Source organism: Erwinia psychrophila (assembly GCF_039023475.1).
Taxonomy (GTDB): Bacteria; Pseudomonadota; Gammaproteobacteria; order Enterobacterales; family Enterobacteriaceae; genus Erwinia.
Genome location: NZ_JBCHVB010000004.1, coordinates 430,522 through 446,014, shown reverse-complemented (window position 1 = coordinate 446,014; position 15,493 = coordinate 430,522). Strand labels below are relative to the sequence as shown.

Annotated in this window: 13 protein-coding genes; 5 read left to right on the top strand and 8 right to left on the bottom strand. The window is 56.1% G+C overall.

What is annotated here, in order from left to right:
- The first annotated feature begins 193 nt into the window (after window positions 1–193).
- Window positions 194–1,597, top strand: coding sequence for a multidrug transporter subunit MdtD (gene mdtD / locus AAH446_RS13120; protein ID WP_342907112.1), 1,404 nt, complete (start codon window positions 194–196; stop codon window positions 1,595–1,597).
- Here the strand turns inward: mdtD and rbsR are convergent.
- From rbsR to AAH446_RS13085, 7 genes are all read right to left on the bottom strand, one after another.
- Window positions 1,594–2,595 carry a ribose operon transcriptional repressor RbsR gene (rbsR, locus tag AAH446_RS13115; protein ID WP_463322809.1) on the bottom strand — a complete coding sequence of 334 codons (1,002 nt, stop codon included), beginning with the start codon at window positions 2,593–2,595 and terminating at the stop codon, window positions 1,594–1,596. The genes mdtD and rbsR overlap by 4 nt on opposite strands.
- 3 nt (window positions 2,596–2,598) lie before the next feature.
- Window positions 2,599–3,528, bottom strand: a complete 930-nt coding sequence (rbsK, locus tag AAH446_RS13110) for a ribokinase (RefSeq protein ID WP_342907111.1) — start codon at window positions 3,526–3,528, stop codon at window positions 2,599–2,601.
- A 63-nt stretch (window positions 3,529–3,591) separates the two neighbouring features.
- The gene (rbsB, locus tag AAH446_RS13105) at window positions 3,592–4,473 is read right to left on the bottom strand and encodes a ribose ABC transporter substrate-binding protein RbsB (protein ID WP_463322808.1); all 882 of its coding nucleotides are present in this window, start codon (window positions 4,471–4,473) and stop codon (window positions 3,592–3,594) included.
- A gap of 24 nt (window positions 4,474–4,497) precedes the next feature.
- Window positions 4,498–5,466: a ribose ABC transporter permease gene (rbsC, locus tag AAH446_RS13100; RefSeq protein ID WP_342907137.1), complete on the bottom strand. Its 969-nt coding sequence runs from the start codon at window positions 5,464–5,466 to the stop codon at window positions 4,498–4,500.
- Entirely contained in the window at window positions 5,466–6,974 is a 1,509-nt protein-coding gene (gene rbsA / locus AAH446_RS13095; RefSeq protein WP_342907110.1) for a ribose ABC transporter ATP-binding protein RbsA, read from the bottom strand. Before rbsA ends, rbsC begins: the two co-directional genes overlap by 1 nt.
- Before the next feature lie 6 nt (window positions 6,975–6,980).
- Window positions 6,981–7,400, bottom strand: coding sequence for a D-ribose pyranase (rbsD, locus tag AAH446_RS13090; RefSeq protein ID WP_342907109.1), 420 nt, complete (start codon window positions 7,398–7,400; stop codon window positions 6,981–6,983).
- A gap of 257 nt (window positions 7,401–7,657) precedes the next feature.
- Window positions 7,658–8,056, bottom strand: coding sequence for a YgiW/YdeI family stress tolerance OB fold protein (locus AAH446_RS13085; protein ID WP_342907108.1), 399 nt, complete (start codon window positions 8,054–8,056; stop codon window positions 7,658–7,660).
- A gap of 219 nt (window positions 8,057–8,275) precedes the next feature.
- Between AAH446_RS13085 and qseB the strand changes: the two genes are divergently transcribed.
- Complete coding sequence (qseB, locus tag AAH446_RS13080; RefSeq protein ID WP_342907107.1) at window positions 8,276–8,938, top strand: quorum sensing response regulator transcription factor QseB; 663 nt, start codon at window positions 8,276–8,278, stop codon at window positions 8,936–8,938.
- Complete coding sequence (gene qseC / locus AAH446_RS13075) at window positions 8,935–10,281, top strand: quorum sensing histidine kinase QseC (RefSeq protein WP_342907106.1); 1,347 nt, start codon at window positions 8,935–8,937, stop codon at window positions 10,279–10,281. The genes qseB and qseC overlap by 4 nt, the downstream gene beginning before the upstream one ends.
- 45 nt (window positions 10,282–10,326) lie before the next feature.
- Here qseC and kup read toward each other — a convergent pair whose 3' ends face one another.
- Window positions 10,327–12,195 (bottom strand): low affinity potassium transporter Kup, encoded by a 1,869-nt coding sequence (kup, locus tag AAH446_RS13070; RefSeq protein WP_342907105.1) that lies wholly within the window; start codon window positions 12,193–12,195, stop codon window positions 10,327–10,329.
- A 255-nt stretch (window positions 12,196–12,450) separates the two neighbouring features.
- On the opposite strand from kup, the gene ravA reads away from it, so the two are divergent.
- Both ravA and viaA read left to right on the top strand, forming a co-directional pair.
- The gene (gene ravA / locus AAH446_RS13065; RefSeq protein ID WP_342907104.1) at window positions 12,451–13,947 is read left to right on the top strand and encodes an ATPase RavA; all 1,497 of its coding nucleotides are present in this window, start codon (window positions 12,451–12,453) and stop codon (window positions 13,945–13,947) included.
- A complete protein-coding gene (gene viaA / locus AAH446_RS13060; protein ID WP_342907103.1) occupies window positions 13,944–15,407 on the top strand; it encodes an ATPase RavA stimulator ViaA in 1,464 nt (487 codons plus the stop codon). The genes ravA and viaA overlap by 4 nt, the downstream gene beginning before the upstream one ends.
- Window positions 15,408–15,493 lie beyond the last annotated feature (86 nt).

Here is a 15,493-nt window from a genome sequence, read left to right as displayed (position 1 = left end):
CTTTTCTTAGAAAAAAATAACCGACCGTTCCTTTTTTCACCAATTGATGAAAAAGAGCGCAGTATGCGCCTGGTTTTCAGGCAGAAACCCTATTAAAGCGTGCTTTTCCTGTCACGAAACGCTGATACCGGATGCTATTCTGTATCCATCGCAGCGTTTGCCGACAGCAACTCTCTATAGAAAAGGATGCACAATGATAAAATCCGCGCGCAGTATGGCCGGACTTCCGTGGATTGCGGCTATGGCTTTCTTTATGCAGGCACTGGATGCCACCATACTTAACACCGCTCTTCCCGCTATTGCACAAAGCCTTAACCGCTCCCCGTTAGCTATGCAGTCGGCCGTCATCAGCTATACCTTAACCGTGGCTTTACTTATCCCAGTCAGTGGCTGGCTCGCGGATCGCTTCGGAACACGCAAGGTGTTCATTGTCGCCGTTTCCCTTTTCACATTAGGTTCGCTGGCCTGTGCGCTCTCGGGCACGCTGACGATGTTGGTCGTGTTCAGAATCGTACAGGGGGTTGGCGGCGCAATGATGATGCCTGTCGCCAGGCTTGCCCTTCTGAGAGCCTACCCGCGAAGTGAACTGTTACCCGTGCTGAACTTCGTGACCATGCCGGGCCTGGTTGGGCCAATACTGGGTCCTATGCTGGGCGGTGTGCTGGTGACCTATGCAACCTGGCACTGGATCTTCCTGATAAATATTCCAATGGGGATTCTGGGCATCTTCTACGCCAGAAAGTATATGCCTGACTTCACCACGCCTAAACGCCGCTTCGATCTGCTGGGCTTTATACTGTTTGGGTTTGGGCTGGTTTTTCTTTCAAGCGGGATTGAGCTTTTCGGCGAAAGGATTGTCACGAGCAGCCTTGCGCTGGCCGTCACGCTCGGAGGGATCCTGCTGCTGCTTCTTTATATAGCGCATGCCCGCCGTGCTTCCACCCCGCTTATCCCGCTACCGATGTTTAAAACCCGCACCTTTTCCGTCGGTATCCTGGGTAACGTCGCCTCGCGCCTTGGCACCGGCTGCGTCCCTTTTCTGATGCCACTGATGCTCCAGGTCGGATTCGGCTATTCCGCTATTCTGGCTGGCTGCATGATGGCACCTACCGCAATGGGATCGCTGCTCGCGAAGTCGACGGTCACGCAGGTATTGCGCTGGTTCGGCTACCGGAAAACGCTGGTAGGCATAAGCGCCATTATTGGCGTTCTGATCGCTTCCTTTGCTTTGCAGTCGCCGTCGATGGGCTTAGCGCTGCTGATATTGCCGCTGTTTATTCTCGGTATGGCGATGTCCACACAGTTTACCGCCATGAATACCATCACGCTGGCCGACCTGAATGACGCAAATGCCAGCAGCGGGAACAGTATGCTGGCCGTTACGCAGCAGTTAGCCATTAGCTTTGGCGTGGCCGTCAGTGCGGCAGTTCTGCGGTTCTACAATAATTTCGATGGCACCACAGTTGAGCACTTCCATGCCACCTTCCTGACCATGGGTGTGGTCACTGTTATTTCAGGACTGGTCTTCCTGTTGCTGAAGCCCGGGGACGGACGTCATCTGATTACCGACAGAGAGAAGCGTCAGAAACGCGCCTAGTTTCCGCTCACGGAGCCGCGCTCAATCAGCTCAGGCGTCAGCACCAACAGCTGCTGACTGCCGCCGGGGTTCGCCAGACGGCGGATCAGCGTATCAATCGCCAGTTCGCCCAGTTCATGCTTTGGCTGATGAACGGTGGTCAGCGGCGGGGTCATATAGCGCGCCAGCTCAATGTCATCATAACCCACGACGGCGATATCCTGCGGCACGGACAGGCCAGCCTGATAGAGCGCATGATAGACGCCTACGGCCATCGCATCATTGCTGGTAAAGACGGCCTCAGGAAGGGGCTTCAGCGTCAGCAGCTGGTTCATTGCGTTATAGCCTCCCTGAAACTCAAAGTCGCCGCTCACAATATAGTGAGCCGGCACCGCTAACTTTGCCTGGGCCATTGCCTGCTGAAACCCCTCAAGGCGCAGGCGGGCAGGCGTTTTGTCCTGCGGCCCGGCAATGCAGGCGATGCGCCGGTAGCCGCGTTCAATCAGATAACGCGTAGCCATTTCGCCGCCCAACAGCGAGTTATCCTGAATGATGTCGCTATCACCTTCAAAAGGCGACCAGTCCATCATGACGGAAGGGATGGTCGGATAGCGGTTAAGGATTTCCGCAGAGGGGATGTGACTTTCCGTACACATGATCAGAAGACCATCGACCCGCTTCTGAAGCAGCGTTTCCAGACTGCGGTTCATGCGATGCTCGTCACCTTCGGTATTGCATAAAATCAGGCTGTAGCCTCGTTCGTAACAGCAGCGCTCAACGCCCCGCACCACTTCTGAATAGAATGGGTTGCTGCTGGCCGTCAGCAGCATTCCGATGGTGCGTGTCTGATTGAGCTTCAGACTGCGCGCCAGCGCTGAAGGCGCATAATTCAGCTCGGCGATCGCCGCATTGATTTTTTCTTTTACCGCTTCGCTGACAAAACGATTGTTATTGATGACGTGGGAAACGGTAGAGGTCGATACGCCCGCGAGACGGGCGACATCTTTCATAGTGGCCAAGCGCTACCCCTGCTGCTGCAAGAAACGATCGATCTCTTCACGCCAGGGCACGGAAGGCTGAGCGCCATATCGCGTCACTGCAATCGCCGCAGCCGCATGGGCAAAGCGAATGGCTTCCGGCATAGGTTTATCTTCAAGCAGCGCAGTAATAAGCGCTCCGTTAAAGGTATCGCCCGCCGCGATGGTATCAACGGCCTCCACGCGAAAACCAGCTATGCGCTCACCTTTCCCCTCCTCGCTAAGCCAGACTCCCCGGCTGCCAAGCGTGATCATCACGCAGCCAATCCCTTTAGCGTGCAGAACGGCGGCCGCGCGGGCTGCATCCTCATCGCTGGCAACCGGCACGCCGGTCAGTATTTCGGCTTCCGTTTCGTTCGGGGTGATCGTATCAACCAGCGCCAGTAGCTCGTCAGAGAGCGCCAGCGCTGGTGCAGGATTAAGGATGACGCGGGTTTGATGACGATGTGCGATTTTTGCCGCCGCCAGCACGCTTTCCAGCGGGGATTCCAGCTGCATCAGCAAGGCGTCCGCTTCAGCAATGGTCTGCTGATATTTCTCTACCCGCGCAGGCGTTAACGCCGCGTTGGCACCAGCATGGATAGCAATACAGTTTTCACCTTCGCCATTAACAAAGATCAACGCGACGCCGGTGGTTTCGCCCGCAACAACCTCTACTGACGTGACGTCGATGCGATCTTCCACCAGCTGGTGACGAATACGCTGCCCGATATCATCCTCACCCACACAGGCTATAAAAGCGATATCCGCGCCGCTGCGTCCGGCAGCCACCGCCTGATTCGCGCCTTTGCCGCCAAACGCGACCTGATACTGCTTACCGATCACCGTTTCACCCGGACGGGGAAACTGCGCCAGGTTGAGGATATGGTCTGCGTTGATACTGCCAAGAACGGCCAGCTTACCGGTTTTCTTCATAGGGGATCGTCCAGAAAAAGGCGCCACCCGGAGAGGGTGGCGCGTGCCATGCTTTTCTTTGAGTTATTGCGTGACCAGCTTCAGATCAACCGGATTGATCGCCTGAACTTTCTGGCCCTTCAGCACTTTATCAGCCGTTTGCACGCCGATAACGCCGATTTGCTCCGGCTGCTGCGCTACAGTAGCGGCCAGTTTGCCACCCTGTACGGCTTTGGTGCCGTCTGCGGTACCGTCGAAGCCAACGACAACCACATCAGATTTGCCGGCAGTTTGCAATGCGCGCATTGCGCCCAGCGCCATTTCGTCGTTCTGTGCAAAGACAGCCTGCACGTCAGGATGCGCAGTCAGCAGGTTCTGCATCACATTCAGACCTTTGGTGCGGTCGAAATCAGCAGGCTGGCTGGCGAGGATCGCGAATTTGTGGGCATCCGCTGCAGATTTGAAACCTTCGCCGCGCTCACGTGCAGCGGACGTTCCCGCAATGCCGGAAAGCTCAATGATTTTTGCGTTATCGCCCACTTTTTTCGCGATAAAGTCACCGGCCATTTTGCCACCGAAGCGGTTATCGGAGGCGACATGGCTGACCACTTTTCCCTGAGCCGCAACGCGGTCGAGCGTGATAACAGGAATATCGGCCTGATTCGCCATTTTCACTGCGTTGCCTACCGCATCGGAATCGGTCGGATTGATCAGCAGCAGCTTGGTGCCGCGTACGGTCAGGTCCTGTACGTTAGCCAGCTCTTTCGCCGGGTTATTCTGCGAATCCAGCACCACCAGGTTGTAGCCCAGCTTATCCGCTTCTTTCTGCGCGCCATCTTTTAACGAAACGAAGAACGGGTTATTCAGCGTCGATACCACCAGCGCGATGGTCTCTTTCGCCAGCGCGTTGGTGCTGAGGGTTGCGCCGAGCAGAACAGCAAGTGCAGTCAGTTTTGTCATTTTCATCTTCTTATTCCTGTAGGGAGAGAGTTATTTACTGCTTTTGTTATCTACCAGCACCGCCAGCAAAATGACGGCAGCTTTCACGATCATCTGGTAGTAAGACGATACACCAAGCAGGTTGAGGCCGTTATTCAGAAAGCCGAGGATCAACGCACCAATCAGCGTCCCCATAATTCTGCCTTTGCCACCCGCCAGGCTGGTACCACCCAGCACCACGGCGGCAATAGCATCAAGCTCATAGCCCGTGCCTGCCGTTGGCTGCGCTGAAGAAAGACGCGCCACCTCAATGGTACCGGCCAGTGCGGCCAGCATGCCGCTGAGGGCGTAAACGATAATTTTTACCCGGTTAACGCTGATGCCGGAGAGGCGGGTTGCGGCTTCATTGCCGCCCAGCGCGTAGATGTAGCGCCCCAGGCGGGTATGATGCAGCATGTACCAGGCCAGCAGGAAAACGAAGCCCATCAGCCAGATTGGCGTCGGGATACCCAGCGGACGGCCAATACCAAACCAGCCAAACAGATCGGCGTTATCACTGAAGCCGGTACTTATCGGGCTGCCGTCGGTATAGACCATAGTCACGCCGCGCAGGAGCAGCATCATCACCAGCGTGGCGATAAAGGCCTGAACCTTTCCTATCGCCACGATGGTTCCGGTAAGTGCCCCGATCAGGCTGCCCAGCGCCAGCGATCCAGCCACCGCCACCAGCGCATTGACTTCCATCCCAACCAGCGAAGCGCCCACCGCACCGGTCAGCGCCAGCAGGGAACCGACGGAAAGATCGATTCCGGAAGTCAGAATGACCAGCGTCATGCCCACCGCCATAATGGCGTTAACCGAAGTCTGCTGGAGAATATTGAACATATTGTTCAGGGTGAAAAAGTTTGGACTCAGGCTGGAGACGATCGCGATAAGCACGATCAGTGCAATCAGCGATTTTTGCTCCAGCAGCCAGGCCTTACTGAAAATACGGTTGGCCTGAAGGGAAGGGGTGTTCATCATGATGCCAGCTCCACGCTATGTTGCTTACCTACTGCCGCCGCCATCAATACTTCCTGCGTGGCCTGTTCAATCGGGAAATCGCCACTCAGGCGGCCTTCGTGCATCACCAGCACGCGATCGCTCATGCCGAGCACTTCCGGCATTTCCGAGGAGACGAGAATGATGCTCAGCCCCTCTTCTTTAAACTGATTGATTAACTGATAAATTTCTTTTTTCGCGCCGACGTCCACGCCGCGGGTCGGCTCATCCAGTATCAGCACTTTGGGTCTTGTCATCAGTCCGCGCGCGATGGCCACCTTCTGCTGATTTCCACCGGAGAGAAGCCCGATAGGCTGATCCATTGAGGGCGTTTTGACGTTGAACAGTTTGATAAAGTCGCTGACGGCGAGCTGCTCTTCGGCGTGCTTAAGCCTGCCGCCGCCGTGGCTGAAATAGACCAGCGCGGTCAGTGACATGTTCTCCTTCACTGACATCCCCAGCACCAGCCCGTCGCGCTTGCGGTCCTCTGAGATATAGACGATGCCGTTCATCAGCCCTTCTTCAGGGGATCGGTTAGTGAGTTCGTTTCCCTCAAGGCGGACCTGTCCGGCGCTGCGCGGCAGGGCGCCGTAGATGACTTTCATCAACTCGGTGCGGCCAGCGCCCATCAGCCCGGCTACGCCGAGGATTTCGCCTTTACGCAGGGAAAAACTGACGTTATCCACGCCCGGACCGCTGAGATTTTCGATCTGAAGGCGGACCTCGCCAGGCGCTTTATCCAGTCGCGGATACTGCTCTTCCAGCTTACGACCCACCATCATTTCAATCAGCGAGTCCTCGCTGAGGCTGACCACCTCACGCTCGGCAATAAACTGACCGTCGCGGAAGATAGTAACGTCATCGCAGATCTCAAATATTTCTTTCATACGGTGAGAGATGTAGACAATGCCGCATCCCTGCGCTTTCAGTTCCCGGATCACGCGAAACAGCGACGCCGTTTCAGTATCGGTCAGCGCATCGGTCGGCTCATCCATCACAATCACTTTGGACTGATAGCTGAGTACTTTGGCGATTTCGACCATCTGCTGATCGCCAATAGAGAGGTCGCCCACCAGCTTGTGGCTGTTGAAACGCAGGTTTAGCCGTTTAAGCAACACGTCAGCTTCGGCATGCATTTTCTTCCACTGAATGCGGCCAAACGCATTCACAAATTCCCGGCCAAGAAAGATATTTTCCGCAATAGTGAGCTGCGGGATCAGGTTCAGTTCCTGATGAATGATGCCGATACCGGCTTCCTGTGACGCTTTTGGTCCGCTGAATGAGGTTTCATTCCCGAGCCATTTCACCGAGCCGGCATCACGCGCATAAATGCCCGTCATCACCTTCATCATGGTGGATTTCCCGGCGCCGTTTTCGCCCACCAGCGCCATCACGCGGCCGGGATAAACGTTCAGCGCGGCGCCTGAAAGCGCCTTTACGCCGGGAAAGGATTTCTCAATGCCTTGCAGTTGCAGTAAAGGTTGCATAGAGCCTCAAAAGGTCACGCCAGCGGAGAGGATAACGTTCGCGTAGGGAGAGCATTCTCCGCTGCGGATCACGCCCTGACTGCGCTGGGTTTGCTGTTTGAATTCGCTGTGGCTGACGTACTGAATCGAAATGGTGTTTCCCTGGTGCTGTTGCAATAAATCGAGCAGGGCTAACAGCTCGCTATGGAGTTGTGGATTGTGTGACTTAATCTCTTCCGCGATGATGGCGCTTTCTACCTGCATCTCTTCCGTTACCGTTTTCACCACCTGCATAAAGGTGGGGATACCCTGAGTCAGCGCCAGATCGATGCGCTGCGGTCCGGCGGGAACAGGCAAACCTGCATCGCCAATCACCAGATTGTCGGTATGCCCAAGGCGGGAAACCAGGGCCGAAATTTCTGAATTCAGTAAGCTGCCTTTTTTCATCTTTCACTCCAGAGCGAAACGTTTCGCTAGCGGGGAGTGTATCTGCGGCTAAGGTGAAAACAATGAGTTGTTGATGGAAGTGTGATCGTTATCGAAACGTTTCGCTTGCCGGTGACGCTGGTTTGACTTAGGGAAGAGGTAACGCCATGTGGGAAAGGATTATCGTGGCTGAAAGCGACATAAAAACGCCACGGCAGGAGGCTTGCTCGATACCGTGGCGCTTTCTTTAGCGGCAACCCTGTTACCGCCAGTCAGGCTTACTTCTGTACTTTTCTGATCTGCTTCACATCAAGTTCGATCGAGTTAAAATCTTTATCCAGCTTGCCCTGAAGCTCCACGCTGTCGGAGGGAGAGATTTTCTGGCCGTCCCAGCGCTTATCATCAATTTCGACGGTCATTGTGCCGGTCGCATCACGGAACATATATTCTTCATCCCCCACACGCTTTTCAATACTCCCGCGCATCGTAACCCAGGCATCATCTTTCATATCCTGTGCCTGCTTGATGGTCGCTACAGTGCCGTTAGGGCCACTGAATCCACCTTGCTGTGCCTGGGCCGCTGGAGCGTTCGGGTCAACAAAGCCTCCATTCTGAGCCGCGAGAACCGGTGTGGAAACCAGGGCAGTAACAGCTAACAAAGCAGCATACTTTTTCATCGCATTCACCTTTTTTCCTGGAGAGGCGGCACTCTATGCCGCGCAGTTCGGGGTTTTCAGCCTTAATTACAGCATAAATATCTTAAGAGGATCTTAAAGGCACCCGCCCCGGCATCCCTTTTCTCTGAATTGTCGAAAATGCCAGAAAACCAACACGCCAGGCTGTACAACGCCGCGTTCTGTTTCGTATAAAGCCAGTAACCACATAAGGAAAATACAATGCGCATTTTAGTCATTGAGGACGACAGGCTGATCGGTGACGGCATCAGGGCCGGCCTGAATAAGATGGGATTCAGCGTGGACTGGTTTACGCAGGGCAATGAAGGTATGCACGCCTTGCCTGCAGCCGCCTATGACGCCGTGGTGCTGGATCTGAGTCTGCCTGAAATCGACGGGCTGGATATATTACGTCACTGGCGGCAGCAGGGGCAGGATATCCCTGTGCTGATCCTGACGGCAAGAGATGCGCTGGAGCAGCGGGTAACGGGCCTTCAGCTGGGGGCCGACGACTATCTCTGTAAACCTTTCGCCCTGAGCGAAGTGGCTGCCCGCCTTCAGGCGCTGATCCGCCGCCGTCACGGTCAGCTTCAGCCCACCCTCCGTCACGGCAAGCTGGTCATGGAAACCGCATCGCAAACGGTCACCCTGGAGGGCGAAATTGTCGCGCTGAAAGCCCGTGAGCTGGCGCTGCTGACGCTGTTTTTAATGAATCCCGGCCGCGTGCTGACCCGGGCGCAGCTTGAGGAGAAGCTTTACGGCTGGGAGGAAGATGTCTCCAGCAACGCCGTGGAAGTGCATATCCATCATCTGCGTAAAAAACTGGGCAGTCTGTTTATCCGGACGGTGCATGGCGTGGGCTATACGCTGGGAGAGGCAAGTTGAATCATCAGAGTTTACGGCTGCGCCTGATGCTGGGTTTTCTTCTGCTGACGCTGATCGGCTGGGGAACCGCCAGCGTGAGTTCCTGGTGGCAGACAAAGCACAAAATTAATGAACTGTTTGATACGCAGCAGATGCTTTTTGCCAAACGCCTGGTGACGATGAATCCGGAGCAGTTAAGCCGCGACCCGCTTACGCTGCCCAAAACAAAACAGCTGCTCAGACACCATCGGGGCGAACAGGAGGATGACGCGCTGGCCTTCGCCGTCTTCACCCATGACGGCAAAATGGTGATGAACGATGGTGATAATGGGAAAGATTTCATTTTCGACTCTACGGGTAACGGCTTTACCGACGGCATGTTAAGAGGCGATGACGATCTGTGGCGCATGGTCTGGCTCAGCACGCCGGATAAAAGGTTCGTTATCGTCGTAGGTCAGGAGTGGGAATACCGTGATGATATGACCCGCGATATTGTGCAAACCAGTCAGTTTCCCTGGCTGATAGCGCTGCCGCTAATGCTGCTGCTGCTGCTCTGGCTCGTCACCCATGAACTCGCGCCGCTGAAGCGAATTGCGCACCAGCTCCGGGCACGCTCGCCAGAGGATGGCACGCCGCTGACGACGCGTCGTCTGCCTCAGGAGGTGCGTCCGCTGGTGGACGAACTGAACGCGCTGTTCGCCCGTATCGGTGAGATGCTCAGCCGGGAAAGGCGATTTACTTCTGATGCCGCCCACGAACTGCGAAGCCCGCTCGCCGCGCTGAAAGTGCAGACAGAGGTGGCTCAGCTGGCGCATGACGATGAAGCGATGCGAAGCCATGCGCTGAGCAATCTCGATACCGGCATCGATCGCGCTACCCGGCTGGTGGATCAGTTACTGACGCTCTCAAGGCTGGATGCGGAGAAATCCCTGGAGATGCAGCCCGTCGATGTGCAACAGCTTCTCCAGCAATCGGTGGTCGATCATTACGGAAAGGCGCAGGCCGACGGGGTAAATATCACTCTTGATGCGCCTGATAAGCCCGTGATCAGACAGGGACAACCTACACTGCTGGCCCTGATGGTACGCAATCTGGTGGATAACGCCATTCGCTACAGCCCGCCAGGTGGTGAGGTGCAGCTAACGCTTGGGCCAGGGCAGTTTCAGGTGATCAATTCTTGTGATGGGCTGCGCCGGGAGGCGCTGGAACGTATCGGCGAACGCTTCTACCGCCCGCCGGGGCAGGAGAAGTCGGGAAGCGGGCTTGGCCTCTCTATCGTCAGCCAGATAGCCCGGCTGCACGCTATGGAGGTTAGTTTTGAAGCGCCGGCGCAGGGCGGGTTTGTGGTCAGGGTAAGCTGGTAAACCCGCTGCCTGCGTAAATTAAAGGGCCACAGGCCCTTTAATTTGTCAGATTTCAACCTGGGTACCCAGTTCAATCACCCGGTTAGGCGGAATTTCAAACTGGTCCGGCGCCCGCAGGGCGTTCTTTTGCAGCGTGACGAAAAGCTTGCCGCGCAGCCGCAAATACCAGGGACGCTTGCCGATGATCAGCGACTCATGGGACATAAAGAAAGAGGTTTCCATCATCCGGCAGTTCAGTCCTTCCAGCCCGCAGCGATGGAAGATCTCTTCCATATTGGGCGTCTCCCGCCAGCCGTAACTCGCCACTACCCGCCAGAAGGTCGGCGAGAGTTGCTCAATCGTCACACGCCGGATGTTATGCACGTAGGGCGCATCTTCGTTACGCAGCGTCAGCAGCACGACGCGCTCATGCAGCACCTTGTTATGCTTCAGATTATGCAGCATTGCAAAAGGAATAACGTTAAGCGCCCGCGACATATAAACGGCGGTACCGGGAACGCGAACTGGCGGAGATTTCTCCAGCGAGACGATCATCGCGTCAAGCGAATTACCGTGTTCATGCATACGACGCAGCAGGCGGAAGCGCTCGCTTTTCCAGGTCGTCATCACGATAAACATCATCAGCGCAAGGCAGAGCGGCAGCCAGCCGCCGGAGAACACTTTGACCAGGTTCGCGGAGAACAGCGACACGTCGATACACAGCATTACCGCCAGGATCCCCAATACCAGATAGCGGTTCCAGTGCCAGTTTTTTATCGCCACGGTGGTACAGAGGATCGCCGTCAGCACCATCGTACCGGTAACCGCAATGCCGTAGGCGGCGGCCAGGTTGCTGGAGTGCTGGAAGGCGATAATAACCACCACCACGGAAAGATAGAGCAGCCAGTTAACCACCGGAATATAAATCTGACCGGACTCCTCTTCTGAGGTGTGAACGATGCGCATCGGCGGCAGATAACCCAGGCGAACCGCCTGGCGGGTCAGCGAAAAGACGCCTGAAATAACGGCCTGTGAGGCGATAACGGTGGCCAGCGTTGCCAGCATCAGCATCGGGATTAGCGCCCACTCGGGGGCCAGCAGGAAGAACGGATTTTTAATCGCTTCGGGATGTCTGAGCAGCAGCGCGCCCTGCCCGAAGTAGTTCAGAATCAGGGAAGGCAGGACCACCACAAACCAGGCCAGACGGATCGGGATCTTACCGAAGTGCCCCATATCCGCATAGAGCGCTTCCACGCCCGTAATCGCCAGCACCACAGCCCCCAGCGCAAAGAAAGAGACTTCCTTATATTCCATGAAAAAATGCATCGCCCAGTAAGGATTAAGAGCATGCAATATGTCGGGATTCGCCAGGATACTGCGGGCGCCCAGCACTGCCAGTACCAGAAACCACAGCAGCATAACCGGCGCAAACAGCTTGCCGACAATGCCGGTGCCGTGTTTCTGAATAATAAACAGCAGCGTCAAAACGGCAATCGCAAGGGGGACGATCCAGGCGTCGAGATGGGGCGCGGCGATCTCCAGCCCTTCAATGGCCGAAAGTACCGAGACGGCCGGCGTGATGACCACCTCGCCGTAAAAGAAGCTGCCGCCTGTCAGCCCCATGATCACCAGAATTGCCGTGGCTCTCGATCCCGTATGGCGACCGGCCAGCGACATCAGGGTCAGAATTCCCCCTTCTCCGGCGTTGTCGGCGCGCATCACGTAGCTGATGTACTTAAGAGAAACGACCAGAATCAGCAGCCAGAAGATTAGCGAAAGAAAACCGTAAACCGCATCGCGTTCAACGCCGAAGCCGAACTGCCCGGAGAGGCATTCCCGCAGGGTGTAAAGCGGGCTGGTACCGATATCGCCATACACCACGCCGATTGCCGCCAGGGTTACCGTACCGAGCGACTGCTTCTTATCAGAACTCATAGATTTGTCTTTTGCTGGGGGCCGCTGGTACAGAATGGCGTACCGGCTCTCTGGCCATCAAAAAGCGCACAGTATGCATGATTCATTGCTGATGCCTACCCTTAATTAGTCTGGGGGAAGGAGGACAAGGATCCAGGTCAACCTTTGACACGAAAAAAGCTGACGTTAATCAACTCTTTCAAGCATCATAGCCAGTAGTGTTTGCGCTCGCCAGTTACCCTCTGGCCTGACCGTAGAAGAGGAAGAGACCTTATTATGCCCCAGCCCCATTTAATCGCGGAAAGGATCGCCCGCCTCAGCAATGCGCTGGAGAAAGGCCTTTACGAGCGGCATCATGCGATCCGTCTCTGCCTGCTGGCCGCGCTGAGCGGGGAGAGCGTCTTTTTACTCGGGCCGCCCGGTATTGCAAAAAGCCTGATTGCCCGCCGCCTCAAATACGCCTTTCAGCACGCCCGCGCCTTCGAATATCTGATGACCCGCTTCTCCACCCCGGAAGAGGTCTTCGGCCCGCTTTCTATCCAGGCGTTAAAAGATGAAGGGCGCTATCAGCGGCTGACCAAAGGGTATCTGCCCGATGCTGAAATCGTCTTTCTGGATGAGATCTGGAAAGCCGGCCCGGCTATTTTAAATACGCTGCTTACCGCGATTAATGAACGCCGCTTCCGTAACGGCGACAGCGAAGAGAAAATCCCGATGCGGCTGCTGATCGCCGCCTCTAACGAACTGCCCGAAGCCGATAGCGGGCTGGAGGCCCTCTACGACCGTATGCTGATCCGCCTGTGGCTCGATAATGTTCATGAGAAACAAAACTTCCGCAGCATGCTGGTCCACCAGCAGGATGAGAACAGCAATCCGGTAGCGGATAACCTGTGCATCACTGATGAAGAGTATAGCGCCTGGCAGGAAGGAATTACCCAAGTTGCGCTGCCGGATGAGGTGTTTGAACTTATCTTCCTGCTGCGACAGCAGCTGGAAAACCATCCGGAAGCACCCTACATCTCCGATCGCCGCTGGAAAAAAGCGCTTCATCTGTTACAGGCCTGCGCGTTCTACAGTGGACGCAACACCATCGCCCCCGTTGATCTTATCCTGTTGAAAGACTGCCTGTGGCACGATCTCGCCTCAATGTCGATGCTCGATCGTGAAATCGAAAACCTGATTACCCAGCAGGCATGGCAGCAGCAGCCGATGCTGATCAAACTTCAGCAGATAGCATCGCGCCGCCTGGCCCTCCAGCAGGAGAAAAGCGTTGAGCTGGCCATCAGGCTGGAAAAGCACGGCGGCATGTTCAGCCGTAAGCCGCATTATGAACTGCCAGAAACGCTGGCGGATGATGCCCTGACGCTGATGCTGCAAAAACCGCTGATGCTGCATGATATGCAGGTTACCCACGTGGTTGTTATACGCGATGATGTACAACACTGGTTGCAAAAAGGGGGTGACGTGCGCGGCAAGCTCAACGGTATCGGCTTTGCCCAGACGCTGGATCTGCATGTGGACGGCAATGACTGCCTGACGCTGCGCGATGCCAGCCTGCAAACCTCACGGCTGATGCTCCCGGGGAAGCAGGAAATCAGCGGTCTGCCGGAAGAGATTGTCCAGGCGCTCGACGAGGTCGAAACCCAGCTTCGCGCCCAGCGCATGGTGTTCAGTCAGCATCAGCGCTGCCTGTTTATCAGCGACGACTGGCTGGCCAGAATCGAGGAAAGCTTGCAGCAGGTTGCTGATGGACTGCAGCAGGCGCGGCGGTGATTTCGCTTGAAACGCTCAGCATGTTCCTTGCCATCAGCGAAAACGATCTGATCGAGGAACTGGCTATAGCCCTGCTAGCCAGCCCGCAGCTGGCGCTTTTTTTTGAAAAGTTTCCCGGCCTGAAAAAGGCCATGATGCGCGATCTGCCCAAATGGAAAGCGGGTGTGATGGAGCAGATGAAGAACACGGCCGTGCCGGGGAAGCTGGCGGAGGAGTTCTCCCGCTTCCAGCGTTTCCAGCTGCTCAGCCACGCGCATTTTTGCCAGCAGTTGCCCGAACTACTCGACTGGCTTGAGCAACATACTTCCCCCTTCGCAGAGAAAGCCCGCACGCTGGTCGCTCACGCCGGGGCAGCGGATTTACTGAGCCAGCCGCAGCAAACGCTTTTTCTTCAGCGCTGGCGTCTCAGCCTGACGCTGCAAACCCTGACGCTGAATCAGCAGCTCCTGGATGAGGAGCGGGAAAAACTGCTGGCAGAATTGCAGCAGCGTATGGCGATGAGCGGGCAGCTGGCGCCGGTTCTCTCCGACAGCGATGAGGCCGCCGCAGGACGCCTGTGGGATCTCACCCGCACCCCTCTCCAGCGCGGTGATTATCAGCTGATCGTCGAGTATGGCGACTTTCTGGCCGGGCAGCCTTCGCTGATGAAGCTGGCAGAGCAGCTTGGACGCAGCCGTGAAGCTAAGGCTGTTCCTGCGGAGGAGGCGCCGCTTGAGGTATTCCATCATCAGGTCAGGGAACCCTCCGGTGTGCCGGAAGAGGTCAGCGGGCTGCATCAGAGCGACGATATTCTTCGCCTTCTGCCACCGGAGCTGGTCATGCTCGGCATCAGCGAACTGGAGCTGGAGTTTTACCGGCGGCTGGTCGAAAAGCGGCTGCTCACTTACCGCCTTCAGGGCGATGCCTGGCATGAAAAAATCACGCAGCGTCCTGTCGCCCACCAGCAGCACGACCAGCAGCCCCGGGGGCCCTTTATCGTCTGCGTGGATACGTCCGGCTCCATGGGTGGGTTCAACGAACGCTGTGCCAAAGCGTTCTGCCTCGCCCTGTTAAAGGTTGCGCTCGCAGAGAATCGTCGCTGCCATATCATGCTGTTTGCTCACGAAGTCATCAGCTATGAGCTGACGGCGGGAGACGGCATAGCTCAGGCTATCCGTTTTCTCAGCCAGCGCTTTCGCGGCGGTACCGATCTGGCCGCCTGCCTGGATGCCGTGCTGATCAAGCTCACCACCCCGGTCTGGAAGGAAGCCGATGCGGTAATCATTTCTGATTTTATCGCGCAGCGGCTGCCTGAAGAGCTGGTAAAGCGCGTCAAACAGCATCAGCAGCAGCAAAACCAGCGATTTCATGCGGTTGCGCTATCCGACCATGGAAAACCGGGCATCATGCGCATCTTTGATCTTATCTGGCGCTTCGATACCGGGCTGAAAAGCCGTCTGCTCCGGCGCTGGCAGCGCTAATCGCTCATTGCGGTAACAGGCATTTGCTATAGTCACGTTTACGCTTTAACCAACAGGCAGATTGGGAACATCACGTGACATCACAA

Excerpts from the sequence above, each read along its gene's own strand:
- rbsC (WP_342907137.1), bottom strand. The coding sequence starts at position 5,466 with ATGAACACCCCTTCCCTTCAGGCCAACCGTATTTTCAGTAAGGCCTGG.
- qseB (WP_342907107.1), top strand. The coding sequence starts at position 8,276 with ATGCGCATTTTAGTCATTGAGGACGACAGGCTGATCGGTGACGGCATC.
- kup (WP_342907105.1), bottom strand. The coding sequence starts at position 12,195 with ATGAGTTCTGATAAGAAGCAGTCGCTCGGTACGGTAACCCTGGCGGCA.
- rbsA (WP_342907110.1), bottom strand. The coding sequence starts at position 6,974 with ATGCAACCTTTACTGCAACTGCAAGGCATTGAGAAATCCTTTCCCGGC.
- rbsD (WP_342907109.1), bottom strand. The coding sequence starts at position 7,400 with ATGAAAAAAGGCAGCTTACTGAATTCAGAAATTTCGGCCCTGGTTTCC.
- rbsK (WP_342907111.1), bottom strand. The coding sequence starts at position 3,528 with ATGAAGAAAACCGGTAAGCTGGCCGTTCTTGGCAGTATCAACGCAGAC.
- rbsB (WP_463322808.1), bottom strand. The coding sequence starts at position 4,473 with ATGAAAATGACAAAACTGACTGCACTTGCTGTTCTGCTCGGCGCAACC.
- AAH446_RS13085 (WP_342907108.1), bottom strand. The coding sequence starts at position 8,056 with ATGAAAAAGTATGCTGCTTTGTTAGCTGTTACTGCCCTGGTTTCCACA.
- mdtD (WP_342907112.1), top strand. The coding sequence starts at position 194 with ATGATAAAATCCGCGCGCAGTATGGCCGGACTTCCGTGGATTGCGGCT.
- ravA (WP_342907104.1), top strand. The coding sequence starts at position 12,451 with ATGCCCCAGCCCCATTTAATCGCGGAAAGGATCGCCCGCCTCAGCAAT.